Here is a 17,143-nt window from a genome sequence, read left to right on the forward strand (position 1 = left end):
CATCCCGTAAGAACCACGTCACGTCACGTGGCTGTCACCTAACAGACACCTCGAAACGGCCCGGACCGCCTCAGCGCGGCCATCGCTCCGGGTAACCGGTCTCGATCGAGCTGACGTCGTCGAGCGCGGACCGGATCGCGGGCGGGAGGGTGATCTCCTCGGCGATCAGCGAACCGGTCAGCTGACCGGTGTCGCGCGCCCCGACCACCGGCGCCACCACGCCCGGCCGGTCCCGCACCCAGGCCAGCGCCACGGCCAGCGGCGAGGTGCCCAGCCCGTCGGCGGCGGTCACCACGGCCTGCACGATCCGGGCGGCCCGGTCGGTGCGGTGTTGCTCCACGTAACCGGCGAAGGTGGGGGAGGCGCCACGGGAGTCGGCCGGGGTGCCGGTGCGGTACTTGCCGGTCAGCACGCCGCGGCCGAGCGGGGCCCAGGGCAGGACGCCGATGCCGTGGTACTGCGCGGCGGGCAGCACTTCGCGCTCGATCCCGCGCTGCAGCAGGGAGTACTCCATCTGTGTGGAGATCAGGCGCACGCCGGACGGCCGCGCGGCCGCGGTGGCCAGCTGCCAGCCCGAGTAGTTGGACACCCCGGCGTAGCGGACCTTGCCGCTGGCGACCGCGAACTCCACCGTGGACAGCGTTTCCTCGATCGGTACCGCCGGGTCCCAGGACTGCAGCTGCCACAGGTCGATGTGGTCCACGCCGAGCCGGCGCAGCGAGCCGTCGAGCGCGGTGAGCAGCGCGCCGCGCGAGGCGCCGCCGCCGAACGGGCCGTCCCCGCGGCGGGCGACCGCCTTGGTGGCCAGCACGATGTCGGTGCGCGGCACGAGGTCGCCGATGAGCGAGCCGAGCACCCGTTCGCTCTCGCCGTCGCCGTAGATGTCGGCGGTGTCGACCAGCGTGCCACCCGCGTCCACGAAGGCCACCAGCTGGTTGGCGGCCTCTTCGGCGTCCGTGCCGGTACCCCACGACATGGTGCCCAGGCCCATCCTGGACACTCTCAGGCCGGACGCGCCGAGCTGCCGGTTCTCCATCCGCGCAGCCTAGCCAACCAGCCGCTCCTGGCCTTTACGAAGGCGCGTGTCGCGGTGATCATCCCCCGGTTTAGGGTCGGGCCCCGTGCGCTTGGGACTGAACCTCGGATATTGGGGCGCCGGCAACGACGCGGCCAACCTCACACTCGCCAAACACGCCGACGAGCTGGGCTACGCCGTCGTCTGGGCGGCCGAAGCCTATGGCTCGGACGCCCCGACGGTGCTGGCCTGGATCGCCGCGCAGACCTCCCGGATCGACGTCGGCAGCGCGGTGCTGCAGATCCCGGCCAGGACGCCGGCCACCACGGCGATGACCGCCGCCACCCTGGACACGCTCTCCGGTGGCCGGTTCCGCCTCGGCCTCGGCGTCTCCGGGCCGCAGGTGTCCGAAGGCTGGCACGGGGTGCGGTTCGCCTCGCCGCTGGGCCGGACGCGGGAGTACGTCGACATCGTGCGGGCGGCGCTGCGCCGCGAGCGCGTCCGGTACGACGGGAAGCACTTCCAGCTGCCGCTGCCGGACGGCCCCGGCAAGGCGCTGGCGCTGACCGTGCACCCGGTGCGCGAGCACATCCCGACCTACCTCGCCGCGATCGGCCCGAAGAACCTCGAGCTGACCGGGGAGATCGCCGACGGCTGGCTGCCGGTCTTCTTCTCCCCGGCCCACGCCGAGGAGCACCTGAAGCACCTGCGGGCCGGTGCCGAGAAGTCCGGCCGCTCGCTCGCCGACCTCGACATCGCGCCGACCGTGCCGCTGGTGGTCGGCGACGACTGGATCGCCTGCGCGGACGCGGTCCGCTCCTACGCCGCGCTCTACATCGGTGGCATGGGCAGCCGGGACAAGAACTTCTACAACCAGCTCGCCTGCCGCATGGGCTTCGAGGCCGAGGCGGCCGAGGTCCAGGAGAAGTACCTGGCCAAGGACTACGCCGGGGCGATGGCCGCGGTGCCGCTGGAGTTCCTCGACGCGACCGCGCTGCTCGGGCCGAAGGAGCGCATCGCCGAGAAGATGGCCGCCTTCGCCGAGGCCGGCGTGACCACGCTCACCGTGGCGCCCTACGACGGCGACGCCGACGCCCGCCGGATCGCGCTGGACACCGCCGCCGAGGCCATCGAGATGGCGGGGAACTGACGTGGGCTGGTTCGAAGCACTGGTGCTCGGCCTGGTCCAGGGCCTGACCGAGTTCCTCCCGATCTCCTCGAGCGCGCACCTGCGGGTCACCGCCGCGCTGGCCGGCTGGGACGACCCGGGCGCCGCGTTCACCGCGGTCACCCAGATCGGCACCGAACTGGCCGTGGTGCTCTTCTTCGCGAAGAAGATCGGCCGGATCCTCACCGGCTGGTTCTACTCGCTCTACAAGCCGGAGTGGCGCGACGACCCGGACGCCCGCCTCGGCTGGCTGATCATCATCGGCACGCTGCCGATCGGCGTGCTCGGCCTGCTGCTGCAGGACCAGATCGACACCTCGTTCCGCGACCTGCGCATCACCGCGACCATGCTGATCGTGTTCGGCGTGATCCTGTGGCTGGCCGACACCTACGGCAAGAACGAGCGGACGCTCGACCACCTGACGGTCAAGCACGGCCTCGCCTTCGGCTTCGCGCAGGCACTGGCGCTGATCCCGGGCGTGTCGCGCTCGGGCGGCACCACCAGCGCCGGACGGCTGATGGGCTACCAGCGCCCGGAAGCGGCGGAGTACTCCTTCCTGCTCGCGCTGCCCGCGGTGTTCACCTCGGGCCTGTTCAAGCTGAAGGACGTGGGCGGGGAGAACAGCCCCGAGTGGGGGCCGACCATCCTGGCCACCCTGGTCGCCTTCGGCGTGGGCTACGTGGTGATCGCCTGGCTGATGAGCTACATCAAGCGGCGCAGCTTCCTGCCGTTCGTGATCTACCGGATCGTGCTGGGCATCGTGCTGTTCGGGCTGGTCTTCGGCGGCGTGCTCGACCCCAATGCGGGCCCGGCCGGCCACTGACGTCATCTAGGCTGGCGCCGTGGGCACTGTGATCCTCTTGCGGCACGGCCGCTCGACCGCGAACGGGTCGGGTGTGCTGGCCGGGCGCGCGCCGAAGGTCGGACTCGACGAGACCGGCCGGGCGCAGGCCGAAGCACTGGCCGGGCGCCTGGCCGCCATCCCGCTGTCCGGGCTGGTGGTCTCGCCGCTGCTGCGCTGCAAGCAGACCGTCGCGCCGCTGGCGGCCGCGCAGAAGCTGGAACGGGTGGTCGACGCCCGGTTGTCCGAAGTGGACTACGGCGAGTGGACCGGCCGGGCGATCAAGGACCTGGTGTCCGAGCCGCTGTGGCGGGTGGTGCAGGCGCACCCCTCGGCCGCGGTGTTCCCCGGCGGGGAAGGCCTGGCCGCGATGCAGGCCAGGGCGGTCGAGGCGGTCCGCGAGCACGACGCGCGGATCACCGCGGCGCACGGCGACCACGCGGTCTGGCTGCTGTGCAGCCACGGCGACGTGCTGAAGTCGCTGATCGCCGACGCGCTCGGGCAGCACCTGGACTCGTTCCAGCGGATCGTGGTCGACCCCGGGTCGATCTCGGTGGTCACCTACACCGAGACGCGGCCGTTCGTGGTGAAGGTCAACGACAACGGCGGTGACCTGAGCGGGCTCGTGCCGCCGAAGCCGCAGCGGGGTAAGAAGAAGGGTAAGAAGTCCTCCGATGCCGTCATCGGGGGTTCGACTGGTCGAAAGGGCCGCGCATGATCTCCCCGGACAACCCGTTCGCCGGTCCCAGCGAGCTGCCCTACCGGCTGCCGCCGTTCGACCGCATCACCGGTGCGCACTACCGGCCCGCGTTCGAGGCGGGCATCGCCGAGCAGGTCGGCGAGGTGACGGCGATCGCGGACAACCCGGAGCCGCCGACCTTCGAGAACACCGTGGTCGCGCTGGAGCGTTCCGGCGAGCTGCTCGGCCGGGTCTCGATGGTGTTCTTCAACCTGACCTCCTCGGACACCACGCCGGAGCTGCAGCAGTTGCAGGCGGAGATCGCGCCGAAGCTGTCGGCCCACCGGGACGCGATCCACCTGAACAAGAAGCTGTTCGCGCGGATCACCGAGCTGTTCGAGCGGCGCGACTCGCTGGGCCTGGACCCGGAGTCGGCCTGGCTGCTCGAGCGCTACCACGTCGACTTCGTGCGGGCGGGCGCCGCGCTCGGCGAGGCCGAGCAGGACCGGCTGCGCGCGCTGAACGAGGAACTGTCCACGCTGAGCACGCGGTTCCAGGAGAACTTGCTCGCCGAGGGCAACGACCTCGCGGTCGTGGTGGACACGGCCGAGGAGCTGGCCGGGCTGTCGGCGGACACCGTGGCGGCGGCCGCGGAAGCCGCGGCCTCACGGGGTCTTGAAGGCAAGTACGTGCTCAAGCTCAGCCTGCCCACGCACCAGCCCGCGCTGGGGTCGCTGGAAAACCGGGCGGTGCGGGAGCGGCTGCACCGGGCGTCGGTCTCGCGGGGCAAGCGCGGCAACGAGCACGACAACTCCGAGCTGATCATCAAGATCGCGCACCTGCGGGCCGAGCGGGCGGCGCTGATGGGCTACCCGAACCACGCCGCGTACGTGATCTCGGACGAGACCGCGCGCACCGCCGACGCCGCGCAGGGCCTGCTGGAACGGCTCGCGCCCGCGGCGGTCACCAACGCCAACGCCGAAGCGCTGGAGTTGCAGCAGCAGATCGACGCCGAGGGCGGCGAGATCTCGCTGGAGGCGTGGGACTGGGCGTTCTACGCGGAGAAGGTGCGCAAGGCGCGGTTCGACATCGACGAAGCCGCCCTGCGTCCGTACTTCGAACTGGAGCGCGTGCTGATCGACGGCGTGTTCTACGCCGCGTCGCGGCTGTACGGGCTCAGCTTCACCGAGCGGCACGACCTGCCGAAGTACCACCCCGAGGTGCGGATCTTCGAGGTCTTCGACGCCGACGGCTCCGGGCTGGGCCTGTTCCTCGGCGACTACTACGCGCGGGACAGCAAGCGCGGCGGCGCGTGGATGAACAACTTCGTCGAGCAGGCCGGCCTGCGGGACGAGCGGTCGGTGGTGGTGAACAACCTGAACATCATCCGCCCGCCGGAGGGCGAGCCGACGCTGCTCACCTTCGACGAGGTCGTGACGGCGTTCCACGAGTTCGGGCACGCGCTGCACGGGCTGCTCTCGGACGTGCGGTACCCGAAGTTCTCCGGGCCGAACGTGCCGCGGGACTTCGTCGAGTACCCGTCGCAGGTCAACGAGATGTGGATGCTGTGGCCGGAGGTGCTGGCGAACTACGCCAAGCACCACCGGACGGGTGAGCCGTTGCCGCAGCACCTGGTGGACAAGCTGCTGGAGTCGCAGCAGTACGGCGAGGGCTACTCGACCACGGAGTACCTCGCGGCTTCACTGCTGGACCAGGCGTGGCACACGATCGGCGCCGACGACCGGATCAGCGACGCGGCGGCCTTCGAGGCGGAGGCGCTGCGCAAGGCCGGGGTCTCGCTGCCGACCGTGCCACCGCGGTACCAGAGCTCGTACTTCGCGCACATCTTCAGCGGCGGGTACAGCGCGGGGTACTACTCGTACATCTGGAGCGAGGTGCTCGACGCGGAGAGCGTGGAGTGGTTCCGGGAGAACGGCGGCCTCACCCGGGAGAACGGCGACCACTTCCGCCGGGAACTCCTGGGCCGGGGCGGCAGCATCGACCCGATGACCGCCTTCCGCAACTTCCGCGGTCGGGACCCGGAAATCGACCCCCTCCTGAAGCGCCGAGGCCTGACGGGCGCCTAGTTTCGCGCAGGTGGCTCCCTCGACTTCCGGGGGAGCCACCCTTTCGTGGTGGGCTACCACTCCCAGGTGTCAGGGGTGATGACCCACTCGTTGCCGTCGCCTCCGCCGTGTTCGACGGCGGTGGCCGCGGAGGCCGCCCCGCTCATCGCGAGGCCGCCCAGCGCGACCATGCCCGCCAGCAGCAAACCTGTCAGGACCTTCTTCATGCGTACCCCTCTCAGCGATCGGACAACCAACGCCCGCATTCTGTGACACTTACCCCCATGCTGTCACAGATTCGCCACCGGCTCACCCCAACGGCCTACGCACGTCCTCTGCGCTCAGGTGCTCGCCGGGCTCGAATGCAATGAGTGGGGCATTACTTGCAATGGATGCAAGTAATGCCCCACTCCTAGCAATGGGATGGGGGTCAGATGAGGCCGAGCTTCTTGACGGCGTCGCGTTCTTCGGTGAGTTCCTGTACGGAGGCGTCGATGCGGGCGCGCGAGAACTCGTCGATTTCCAGGCCCTGCACGATCTCGTACTTGCCGTTCCGCGCGGTGACCGGGAACGAGGAGATCAGGCCCTCCGGCACGCCGTACGAGCCGTCCGAGACGACGGCGGCGGAGGTCCAGTCGCCTTCCGGGGTGCCGTTGACCCAGGTGTGCACGTGGTCGATGGCGGCGGAGGCGGCCGAGGCCGCGGAGGAGGCACCGCGCGCCTCGATGATGGCGGCACCGCGCTTGGCGACGGTGGGGATGAAGGTGTCGGCGAGCCAGGCCTGGTCGTTGACGGCCTCGGCGGCGTTCTTGCCGGCGACCTCGGCGTGGAAGATGTCCGGGTACTGGGTGGCCGAGTGGTTGCCCCAGATGGCCAGCTTCTTGATCTCCGACACCGGTACGCCCAGCTTCTTCGACAGCTGCGCCAGCGCGCGGTTGTGGTCGAGGCGGGTCATCGCGGTGAAGCGCTCGGCCGGGACGTCGGGCGCGTGCGCCTGGGCGATCAGCGCGTTGGTGTTGGCCGGGTTGCCCACCACCAGCACCTTGATGTCGTCGGCGGCACCGGCGTTGATCGCCTCGCCCTGCGGCTTGAAGATGCCGCCGTTGGCCTCGAGCAGGTCACCGCGCTCCATCCCCTTGGTGCGCGGGCGGGCGCCGACCAGCAGCGCCACGTTCGCCCCGGCGAAGGCCTGCTTGGCGTCGTCGAAGATGTCCGTGCCGGCGAGCAGCGGGAACGCGCCGTCCTCGAGCTCCAGCGCGGTGCCCTCGGCCGCCTTCACCGCCTGCGGGATCTCCAGCAGCCGCAGTCGCACCGGGGTGTCCGGGCCGAGCAGCTGACCGGAGGCGATGCGGAACAGCAGCGCGTACCCGATCTGGCCGGCCGCGCCGGTGACGGTGACGTTGACAGGGGCTTGGGTCATCTCGTTACTCCTGCAGACAGCGTTGGCTCATGGCTTTGTGCGAGCGATGTTATCCCTCTGCGTAACCGGCGTCGGGGTGCGTCTTGTCACGCCGCATGCCGAAGGTGTTCCCGAGCGCCACGAGCTCGGCGTCGAGCTGGTCCAGACTGGACAGCAGCGACCGCCGGGTGGCGTCCCCGGCGCACTCGCCGGGCGGCAGGCCGGTCTCGCGTTCGAGCCGCCGCTGGGGCGCGGTGGCGGGCTCGCGCACCACTTCGAGCAGGGTGTCCACCTTGCGGGTGATCCCGGCCAGCACCTCGGGGAGCCGGTCGTCACCGGCGAACATGCCCGGCTGGGCGCGGGCGGCGACGTGCCGCGCGCGGAACGCGATGGACTCCAGCGTGCCCTGCACGTGCCAGCCGAGGTCGCGCCGCGCGGTGCTGACGTTCACCGGGTGGACCAGCGGTTCGATGGTCCGGCGCACCTGGTCGACGTCGCGGTCCAGGGTGCGGGACAGCTCGATGATGTTGTGATTCTCACGTCCGGACAGCAGTTCGCCCGCGCGCTCGACGAACGTCCGCAGGTCCTCCAGCGTGGCCGCGATGTCGTCGAGCATGACCGCGCGCGTGCGCACCGGGACGATCACCACCGCGGCGAGCATGCCCGCCACCGCGCCGACCGCGGTCTCCGCCAGCCGGATCCACAGCACCTCGAAGGTGAATGTGCCGAGCAGGCTGTAGAGCAGGCCGAGCATGGTGGTGATGAAGAAGGCCATGATCGCCTGCGAGACGCGCGAGAAGTAGACCATGCCGAACACGCAGACCAGCAGCAGCACGAGCGTGGCCGGGGAGTTCCCGACCACCAGCAGCGCCGCGAGCACCCCGCCGAAGATGCCGACGAGCGTGCCCACCAGCCGCCGCATGCCCTTGACGAAGGTGGCGCCCGCGGTCGCGGACCCGAGGAACACCACGAAAACCGTGAGCACGGCCCAGTACCACCGTTGCGGGGACACCAGTTCCCCGCCGAGCACGGCCAGCCCGCCACCGACCACGGCCTGGATGGCGCCCCGGGTCTGGTTGTCGTAGGTGAAGACGGCCTTGCGCTCGGGCTCCTCGGCGTCCGGAGCGTCGTCGGCGGGCAGTTCGTCGTTCTCGGCGACCCGCTGCGCGTTCACGTCGGCGATGGCCAGTTCGGCGATGGCGTGCCGCAGTTCGTCACCCGGCCGGGCGTGTTCGCCGAGCCTGCTGCCCGCCACCAGCATCTGGCTGAACTCGGCCGAATCGCTGATCACCGGCAGCTCACGCGGGTCACGCCCGATCAGCCCGCCGAACCGGCGCAGCGCGGCGACCAGGTCGGCGCGCGTGGCCTCGTCGAGGTCCTCGGCGGCGGTGCGGCGCAAGGTGATCACCAGCCATTCGACGGCCAGCTCGACCTCGATCGCCCGGCGTCGCAGCACGCCGACCGCGCGTTCGTCCACCACGTCCGGTGCCACGTCCTCGACCATCAGCACGCATTCGTGCATCCGGTTCGCCGCCGTGCGCAGCTGCTTGTCGTTGCGGCTCCCGGACTCCAGGTACGCCTGGGCCGCCCGGATCACCGCCGCCAGCCGCGCCCGGAACGCCCGGCGCACCCGCAGCAGTTCCTTCGCCGGGCGGCGGGGCAGGACCACCAGCCGGATGAAGGCGTTCGCCAGGATCCCGGCCAGCAGCGCGCCCAGCAGCGCGGGCACCTGCTTGAGGTGCGTCTGCAGGAACATCGCGAAGAAGAACAGGAAGAAGGTCGCCGAGCCGAGCGCGATCCCGCGCGCACCCCAGCGCTGCGCGTAGACGGCGACGAAGATCAGCAGCACGAACACCACGCTGTCCAGCGGCGGCATCGACGCGCCGAGACTGGCCAGGGTGAGCGAAGCGGCGCCGGTGAGCAGCACCAGCAGCAGCGTGACCAAGTCCTGGCGCGTGGTGTCCTCGTGCACGGTGAACGCGCTCATCATCGCGCCGATCGCGCCGACCATCACCACGGTCAGCGGCTGGGAGAACGGCAGCAGCACCAGTACGGTCAGCACGATGCCGAAGATCGCGGACAACGCGAGGCGCAACCGGACGAAGCCGGGGTCGGAGGCGGCGAAGCGGTCACGTGTCGCCTCGGTGACCTTGGTGAAGCGGACGATCATGCGGTGGTGCTCCCGAGCAGTTCCCATTGGGCCAGGCTGATCCGGCGATCCGTGCCGCCGGTGATCCGCAGCCGGTAGTGGCGGTGCGCGGCGGGCTCGGCCAGCGAGAACGGCCGGGTCTGGCGGCGCCAGCGGAACACCTGGCCCTGCCGCTCGTCGAGCGTTCTCCACGACTCGCCGTCGTCCGACCCCTCCAGCACCCAGGACGAAGGATCGCCCTCACCGAGCGCGGAAGTGAGGGTGTACAACGACACCGGCCGGAGTGCACCGTCCACGGTGAACTCGACCGTCGGCGTGGCGGTGCCGAAGTTGACCTGCGTGCGGCTGGTGTCGTCGAACAGCTGGGAGACGTCGTTGTCCGGCGAGCGGCCCTGCCCCGGCAGGTCGGTCAGCGGCGCGGCGGGCAGGTCGCCGGTGGTCAGCGACGGCGGCAGGTCGTCCTCGCCGGTGCCCCAGTCGCCGGGCTCCTCGGCCAGGTCGAAGTCGAGCACCGCGCCCTGGGCGAGGGTGGCGTGCGGGATGTGGGTCTTCGGGTACGGCTCGCCGTTGACCTTCAGCCCGCGGACGTACTTCGTGGCCGCCGTGTTGCCGGGCGCGTTGATCACCAGGTCCTCGCCGTTCTCCAGGTGCACGGTGGCCTTGGTGAACAGCGGCGCACCGAGCACATAGGACGGACTGCCCATGGTGAGCGGGTAGAAACCGAGCGCGGCGAACAGGTACCACGCCGACATCTCGCCGTTGTCCTCGTCGCCGGGATAGCCCTGGCCGAGCTCGCTGCCGAGGTAGCAGCGCAGCAGTACCTCGCGCACGACGGCCTGCGCCTTCGCCGGGGCGCCCGCGTGGAGGTACATCCACGGGATGTGGTGCGACGGCTGGTTCGAGTGCCCGTACTGGCCGAGGCGGATGTCCCTGGCTTCGGTCATTTCGTGGATGATGCCGCCGTAGGAACCCGGCTTGAGCCCGGTTTCCGGCGTGGCGAAGAAGGTGTCCAGAGTGGACTCGAGCTTCTTGCGGCCGCCGAACAGGTTCGCCAGGCCACCGCCGTCGTGCGGCACGGTGAAGGCCATGTTCCAGCCGTTGGTCTCGGTGTAGTCGAAGCCCCAGACCGCCGGGTCGTACTGCTCGGGCGCCCAGCGCCAGCCACCGGCGGCGTCCCGGCCCTGGAAGAAACCGATCCGCTTGTCGAAGTGGTGGACGTAGTGCAGCGCGCGGCTGGTGAAGTAGCGCGCGTTGTCGAGGTACTCGGCCCGCCGGGGATCGTCTTCGGCGGCGGCCTCGTGGAGGGCTCGCGACAGGTTCGCGATGCCGAAATCGTTGATGCAGCCCTCCAGCGCCCACGACAGACCCTCCGGTGTGGACGCCGGCGTGTACCCGAGGAAGATCGACTCGTCCAGGCCCTTGCGGCCCACGCTCTTGTTCGGCGGGGTGACCGTGGCGTTCTTCAGCGCGGCGTCGTAGGCCGCCACCACGTCGAAGTTGTGCACGCCCTTGAGGTAGGCGTCGGCGAAGGCGACGTCGGAACTGGTGCCGGTCATCAGGTTCGCGTAGCCGGGGGAGGACCACCGTGAGATCCAGCCGCCCTCGCGGTACTGCTGCACGAATCCCTCGGCGAGCTGACCGCAGCGCTCCGGGCTGAACAACGCGTACGCGGGCCAGGTGGTGCGGTAGGTGTCCCAGAAGCCGTTGTTCACCACCATCGGACCGTCGAGCACCTTCGCCCCGGTGCGCCGCCCGGTGCTGACCCGGGTGCTCCGGCTGACCGGGCTCGCGTGCCGGTAGGCCGGTGCCGCGGCGGTGCCGGTGTTCTCGTGCGCCGAGTTCGGATAGAGGTAGAGCCGGTAAAGGTTCGAGTAGAAGGTGGTGAGCTGGTCCTCGCTGGCGCCTTCGATCTCGAAGCGGCCCAGGATCTTGCGCCACTCCTCACGCGCGTGGTCGCGCACGGCGTCGAACGTGGTGCCGTCCGGGATCTCCAGTTCCAGGTTGTGCTGGGCCTGCCGGAGGCTGATCAGCGAGGTGGCGATCCGCAGGGTGACCGATTCCTGCTCGCCGACGTCGAAGCTCAGGTGCCCGGTGACCGCGCGCCACAACGGGTTCCGCACCTTCTTCGCGGCTTTCGCGGCGCGGTCGAGCTTGCCGTAGACGTACATCCGCCGCGCGCCCACGGACAGCCTGCTGCGGACCCAGGTGTGCCCGGTGACCGTGCCGTCGGCGTGCAGCCGCAGCCCGCCCCGGTTGTCGGCGTTGTCGAAGATCAGGTGCGCTTCCCCGGCGGGGAAGGTGAACCGCAGCATCGCGGCGTGGTCGGCGGGCGCGATCTCGCCGGTGATCCCGTTGTCGAAGCGGACCCGGTAGTGGTACGGCCGGTCGAGCTCGTTCGCGTGGTCGAAGGCCAGCGCCCTGGCCTGCCGGTCCACCGTCAGCTCGCCGATCCGCGGCATCACCTGGAAGGTGTGCCGGTCGCCCATCCACGGGCTCGGCTGGTGGCTCAGGCCGAACGCCTCCAGCGCGGGCCGGTTCGCGCCGTTGTTGCGCCGGTGGTACTCGTACACCCAGGTGGTGGAACTCGCGTCGGTCACCGGGGTCCAGAAGTTGAAGCCGTGGGGGAGCGCGGTGGCGGGGATGTTGTTGCCGCGTGAGCGGTTGTTCGCCGAGTGCGTGCCGCGCGTGGTGCGTACGCGGTCGACGGGCTCCACCGGGCCGGTGGGCTCGCGCTCGGCGATGCGCACGTCGTCGAGCCAGCCGGAGACCTCGCCGTCGCCCTCGGGCACCTCGGTGGTCAGCAGGATCGCCTTGGCGCGCTTGCCCGCGGCCGCGGCGAGCGAGCAGCGGACGTGGTTCCACTGGTCCAGGTACAGCTTCTTGGCCAGGCCCTGCGCCTTCGCGGTGACCACGAAGCCGTGCTGGTCGAGCGCGTTCAGCGAGGCGAGCGTGGTGCCGTCGTCGAACTCGATGTCGATGGCGACGAAGGTGCCGCGCCACGCCGGGTCCGCTTCGGGGAACACCACATAGGACAGTTCGCTGCGCTCGGTGACGGCCAGGTCGGTGCGGAACAGCCCGGTGCGCGCCTGGCCGATCACCCCGGTGCGGTAGTTGAGCGCGTGCAGGCCGCTGAACCCGGTCTTCGGCTTGGCCGCGGGCGCCTGGGCCGGGCCGTCGCCGACGTGGACGCGGAGCCGGTCACCGGTGCCGGGCGCGGGGTCGCCGGGCTCGAAGGACGAGAAGAACTCGGTCGGCTGCTCGGGCATGGGGCCCACGTTAACGGGCGGCGCCCGGGATCACCCGGACGCCGCCCGTGTCGTGCCGTCGAGCCGCTACAACCCGGCGCACTGACCGGCGACGGCACCCCGCACCGTGTTGGCCAGCGTGTTGTTCACCGGCTGCGTGCCACCGCCGCAGCTCAGCGGGCCCTGCAGGGTGTTCGCCGCGAGCAGCACCGACGGGCCGGTGTTGCCGTTGAGCGCCACCGGTCCGTACACGGTGGAGTTCTCCAGCGCTACCGTGCCGGTGGCGCCGGTGATCGAGATCGGCCCGGTCACCTTCGTGCGCAGGAACCGCACCGACCCGGCCTTCGCCGCCGAGATCGGGCCGCTGATCGAACCACCGTCGACCACCAGCGACGCGCCCTCGGCCACGGTCACCGGACCGCGGACGTGGACGCCCGCCACGCAGGTCACGCCGCTGGTCACGGCCAGCGCGCCCTGGTGGTCGGCGCCGATGGTCGTGGTGCACACCGGGTCCGGCTTGCCCAGCAGTTCGACCTCGGCCAGCCCGGCCGCACCGCCGTTGGTCGCGGTGACCTCCAGCCGGTAGTGCGTGTAGTGCCCGGGGTCGGCCGCCTTGAACGCCCGCGTGTGCTGGCGCCATTGGAAGCTCTGGTCCGTGCGCTGGTCCACCACGGCCCAGGTCTGGCCGTCGTAGGAACCCTTGAGCACCCAGCTCCGCGGTTCGCCCTCACCCTTCGGGGAGGTCAGCGTGTAGAAGCTCGCCGCCTCCGAGCCCGAGTTGAGCTGGTACTGCACCCAGGAACCGGGCTTCGACTCGGTGGCCGAGCTGTTGTCGAACAGCGTGGCCACGTCGCCCGCCTCCGCGATGGCGGTGCCCTTGCCCGGCCCGGTCAGGTCGTGCAGCGGGTTGGCCACGGCGTCGCCGGTGGTGATCGACGAAGGCGCGTCGGCGGGCCCGGTGCCCCAAGCCGACGGCTGCGGGCCCATGGTGAAGTCGAGCGTGCCGCCGTTCGCGAGCAGGTCGTGCGGCAGCGAGGTGGACGAGTGGTCCTTGCCGTTGACCTTGAGGCCCTGCACGTAGATGTTCTCCGCGTTGTTCTGCGGGGCGTTGACCACCAGCTTCTTGCCGTTCTCCAGGTTCACCGTGGCCTTGGTGAACAGCGGCGAGCCGACGGCGTAGTCCGGCTTGCCCATCTGCAGCGGGTAGAAGCCCAGCGCGCTGAAGATGTACCAGGCGGACATCTCGCCGTTGTCCTCGTCGCCCGCGTACCCCTGGCCGAGCTCGCCACCCAGGTACAGCCGCGAGAGCACCTCGCGCACCTTCTCCTGCGTCTTCGACGGCTGACCGGCGTAGTTGTACATGTAGGGGATGTGGTGCGAGGGCTGGTTGGAGTGCCCGTACTGGCCCATCCGCACGTCCCTGGCTTCGCGCATCTCGTGGATCACGCCGCCGTAGGAACCGGGGAAGGTGGCCGTCTCCGGGGTGGCCCAGAACTCGTCCAGCTTCTTCGCCAGGCCGTCCCTGCCGCCGTAGAGGTTGGCCAGGCCGTTGCCGTCGTGCGGCACGGTGAAGGCCATGTTCCAGCCGTTGGTCTCGGTGTAGTCGTGCCCCCACTCGCGGGGCTCGTACTCACTCGCCGGGACGCGCCAGTCACCGGTCGGCGACTTGCCCTGGAAGAAGTCGATGTTCGGGTCGAAGGTGTTCACGTAGTTCTGCGCGCGGTTGGTGAAGTACTCGTGGTTCTCCAGATACTCCTGCTTGCGCGGATCGTCCGGCGCGGCTTCGTCGTAGAGCTTCTTCGACATGTTCGCGATGCCGAAGTCGTTGACGTACCCCTCGATGCCCCACGACATGCCCTCACCGGTGGCGGTCGAGGTGTAGCCGAGGAAGATCGACGTGTCGAGCCCCTTGCGGCCCACGCTCGCGTTCGGCGGGGTCACGCTCGCGTTCTTCAGCGCGGCGTCGTAGGCCGACTGGACGTCGAAGTTCTTCACGCCCTTGAGGTAGGCGTCGGCGAAGGCGACGTCGGAACTGGTGCCGGTCATCAGGTTGGCGTAGCCGGGGGAGGACCAGCGGGAGATCCAGCCGCCGTCGCGGTACTGCTGGGTGAACCCGTCGACCATCTTCCCGGCCATGGTCGGGGTGAGCAGCGCGTACGCGGGCCAGGTGGTGCGGTAGGTGTCCCAGAAGCCGTTGTTGACGAAGATCTCGCCGTCCACCAGCTTCGAGCCGGTGTGCGTCGGCGTGTCCGCGCCGGTCTTCGCCGCGACCGGGCTCGCGTACTGGAGTTTCGGCTGCTCCTTCGTGCCGATGTTCTCGTAGCCCGAGTTCGGGTAGAGGAACAGGCGGTACAGGTTCGAGTAGAGCGTTTGCAGCTGGTCGGCGCTGGCGCCTTCCACCTCGATCACGCTCAGCTTGTCGTCCCAGGCCGCCTGGGCGGCGTCGCGCACGGACTCCAGCGTGGCCCCGGGCGCGATCTCCTGCTGGAGGTTCTTCCTGGCCTGGTCCACGCTGATCAGCGAGGTGGCGATGCGCATCTGCACGGTGTTCGTGCCGCCCGTGTCGAAGCGCAGGTAGCCCCGCACGTTGTCGCGGCCCTCGCCGGGCAGCTTGTCGCCCGCGGTGACCGGCTTGTCGAACTCGGCGTAGACGAACAACCGGCCCGCGCCCGCGGAGAGCCCGCTCTTGACGTCGGAGTACCCGGTGAGCGCGCCGGCCGCCTTGTCCAGGGTCAGCCCGCCGTTGTTGTTGACGTTGTCGAAGATCAGGTTCGCGTCGGCGCCGGGGAAGGTGAACCGGAACATCGCCGCGTGGTCGGACGGGGCCAGCTCGGTCCTGATGCCGTTCTCGAACTCGACGCCGTAGAAGTGGGCCTTGGCCTCTTCGTTCTCGTGCTTGAAGGCCAGTTCGCGGGCGTCGCGGTTGGCGTCGGGCACCCCGGCCGCGAGCGAGGGCTGGACCTGGAACGTCTGCCGGTCACCCATCCACGGGCTGGGCTCGTGGCTGACGCTGAACGCCTGCGTGGTGGGCAGGTTCTGGGCGTTGTTGCCTTCGTGATAGCGGTATAACCAACTGGTCGAACCGGCGTCGGTCACCGGGGTCCAGAAGTTGAACCCGTGCGGCACGGCGGTGGCGGGGAAGTTGTTGCCGCGGGAGAAGGACGAGTTCGCGTGCGTGCCGCGGGTGGTCAGCACGTGGTCGCTCGGGCGGGCGTTCGCCGGGGGAGCGGGCGTACCGGCGCCGAGGCGGACGTCGTCGAGCCAGCCCTGCAGCGGCGCGGGCCCGGCGGGGTTGTCGTAACCGACCAGGACCCGGTCGATGACCTTGCCCTTGGCGACCGTGCCGATCGAGGAACGCACGGAGTTCCACTGGTTGACCGACAGCGACTTCGCCGCGCCCTGCCCGGCGGGCGAGAGGGCGAACCCGTACTGGTCGACGGCGCCGAGGTCGCTGAGGTAGCTGCCGTCGGTGAAGGCCAGGTCGACCGCCACGTGGGTGCTCGGGTACCGCAGGTCGTCACCGGAGAACTCGGGGAAGACCTTGTACGACAGCTCGGTGGCGTCGCCGACGGGCACGTCGACGTCGAAGATCTTGTTGTAGGAGTAGGCGCGGCCCTCGACGGTGTGCGTGCCGGAATAGCGGAACGCGCGGAGGCCGGAGTAGCCGGCGCGCGACTTGTTGGTGTAGCCACCGGTGGGGCCGCCGTCGGGGAAGCTGCGCATGTTGGGCAGCGCCGGCGGGGCCGGTTCGTCGTTGGCCAGCAGCAACTCGGCCAGCTGGAGCAGCGGGCCGCCGTTGTTCTTGGTGACGTCGAGCCGGAAGTGCTGGAAGGTGGCCGGCGCGGCGAGGCGGTACTCCTTCGCCTGGAAGCGCTCGCCGAACTCCTGCCCGGTCCGGGTGTCGAGGTCGGTCCAGGTGGTGCCGTCGGCCGAGCCCTGCAGCTTCCAGTCCCGCGGGTCGCGCTCGTCGAAGTCGTTCGCCGAGGTCAGGCCGTAGCGGGTGATGGTGACCGGCTCGGTCAGGGTGAACCGCGCCCAGGCGGTCGGCTGCTTGGACAGCCACTTCGACTCGGGCTTGCCGTCGGCCAGGTTCGGTGCGATCTCGCCACCCTCGGGGTTCTCGCTGCTCGCGGTCGCCTCGGCGAGCTTGCCGCGGACGTCACCGGGGATGGCGGTGCCGTTGGCGCCGTTGACCCCGTCGGCCTTGGGCTTGCCGTCGGGCCCGGTGTCCACCGTGTCGGTCCAGTCGGGCGCCGGCTCGCCGGGCTCGAAGGAGGAGTAGAAGTCGGGCGGGGGCGCGGGCGCGGCGAGCGCGGGGGAGGGGACCGCGGTCAGGCCAGCCGACAACACGACGGCGGACAGCAGCGCGCAGACCGGTGGTCGGACGCTTCGGGGCATCTTTGCTCCAGGTTCCGGGCGGGGGGACGCAGGGGAGCGCCGCGGACGGCGCCCCGCTAAGTAAGCGCGCTGTGACATCGTTGTCAAGAACGCGTTGGTTTCCCGTCCGAAAACGGACAACCCAGTTGGGTGTATAACGACCTATACGCCACCGCTTTAGAGCGCAATACGCTCGACCAAAGG

The 17,143-nt window shown here is 70.2% G+C and carries 10 protein-coding genes; 4 read left to right on the top strand and 6 right to left on the bottom strand.

The features are described 5' to 3' along the window. Positions 1-70: 70 nt before the first annotated feature. Positions 71-1,036 (bottom strand): aldo/keto reductase, encoded by a 966-nt coding sequence (locus JOM49_RS26930; protein WP_209667000.1) that lies wholly within the window; start codon positions 1,034-1,036, stop codon positions 71-73. 85 nt (positions 1,037-1,121) lie between these two features. On the opposite strand from JOM49_RS26930, the gene JOM49_RS26935 reads away from it, so the two are divergent. The 4 genes from JOM49_RS26935 to JOM49_RS26950 are packed head-to-tail and all read left to right on the top strand — an operon-like array spanning position 1,122 to position 5,790. Then, positions 1,122-2,165 (top strand): LLM class F420-dependent oxidoreductase, encoded by a 1,044-nt coding sequence (locus JOM49_RS26935; protein ID WP_209667001.1) that lies wholly within the window; start codon positions 1,122-1,124, stop codon positions 2,163-2,165. Between the two features lies 1 nt (position 2,166). Beyond that, a complete protein-coding gene (locus JOM49_RS26940) occupies positions 2,167-3,006 on the top strand; it encodes an undecaprenyl-diphosphate phosphatase (RefSeq protein ID WP_209667002.1) in 840 nt (279 codons plus the stop codon). A 19-nt stretch (positions 3,007-3,025) separates the two neighbouring features. After that, positions 3,026-3,742, top strand: a complete 717-nt coding sequence (locus tag JOM49_RS26945; protein WP_209667003.1) for a histidine phosphatase family protein — start codon at positions 3,026-3,028, stop codon at positions 3,740-3,742. Next, positions 3,739-5,790 (top strand): M3 family metallopeptidase, encoded by a 2,052-nt coding sequence (locus JOM49_RS26950; RefSeq protein ID WP_209667004.1) that lies wholly within the window; start codon positions 3,739-3,741, stop codon positions 5,788-5,790. The genes JOM49_RS26945 and JOM49_RS26950 overlap by 4 nt, the downstream gene beginning before the upstream one ends. 53 nt (positions 5,791-5,843) lie before the next feature. Here JOM49_RS26950 and JOM49_RS26955 read toward each other — a convergent pair whose 3' ends face one another. The 5 genes from JOM49_RS26955 to JOM49_RS26975 form a co-directional block, all read right to left on the bottom strand. Next, positions 5,844-5,996 (bottom strand): hypothetical protein, encoded by a 153-nt coding sequence (locus JOM49_RS26955; RefSeq protein ID WP_209667005.1) that lies wholly within the window; start codon positions 5,994-5,996, stop codon positions 5,844-5,846. A gap of 203 nt (positions 5,997-6,199) precedes the next feature. Next, positions 6,200-7,189 (bottom strand): malate dehydrogenase, encoded by a 990-nt coding sequence (locus JOM49_RS26960; protein WP_209667006.1) that lies wholly within the window; start codon positions 7,187-7,189, stop codon positions 6,200-6,202. A 49-nt stretch (positions 7,190-7,238) separates the two neighbouring features. Beyond that, complete coding sequence (locus tag JOM49_RS26965) at positions 7,239-9,365, bottom strand: FUSC family protein (RefSeq protein WP_372444087.1); 2,127 nt, start codon at positions 9,363-9,365, stop codon at positions 7,239-7,241. Continuing rightward, entirely contained in the window at positions 9,335-12,583 is a 3,249-nt protein-coding gene (locus JOM49_RS26970; protein WP_209667007.1) for a GH92 family glycosyl hydrolase, read from the bottom strand. Before JOM49_RS26970 ends, JOM49_RS26965 begins: the two co-directional genes overlap by 31 nt. Before the next feature lie 66 nt (positions 12,584-12,649). Then, the gene (locus tag JOM49_RS26975; protein WP_209667008.1) at positions 12,650-16,960 is read right to left on the bottom strand and encodes a GH92 family glycosyl hydrolase; all 4,311 of its coding nucleotides are present in this window, start codon (positions 16,958-16,960) and stop codon (positions 12,650-12,652) included. Positions 16,961-17,143: the final 183 nt, after the last annotated feature.

The sequence above is a fragment of the Amycolatopsis magusensis genome (genome assembly GCF_017875555.1).
Taxonomy (GTDB): Bacteria; Actinomycetota; Actinomycetes; order Mycobacteriales; family Pseudonocardiaceae; genus Amycolatopsis; species Amycolatopsis magusensis.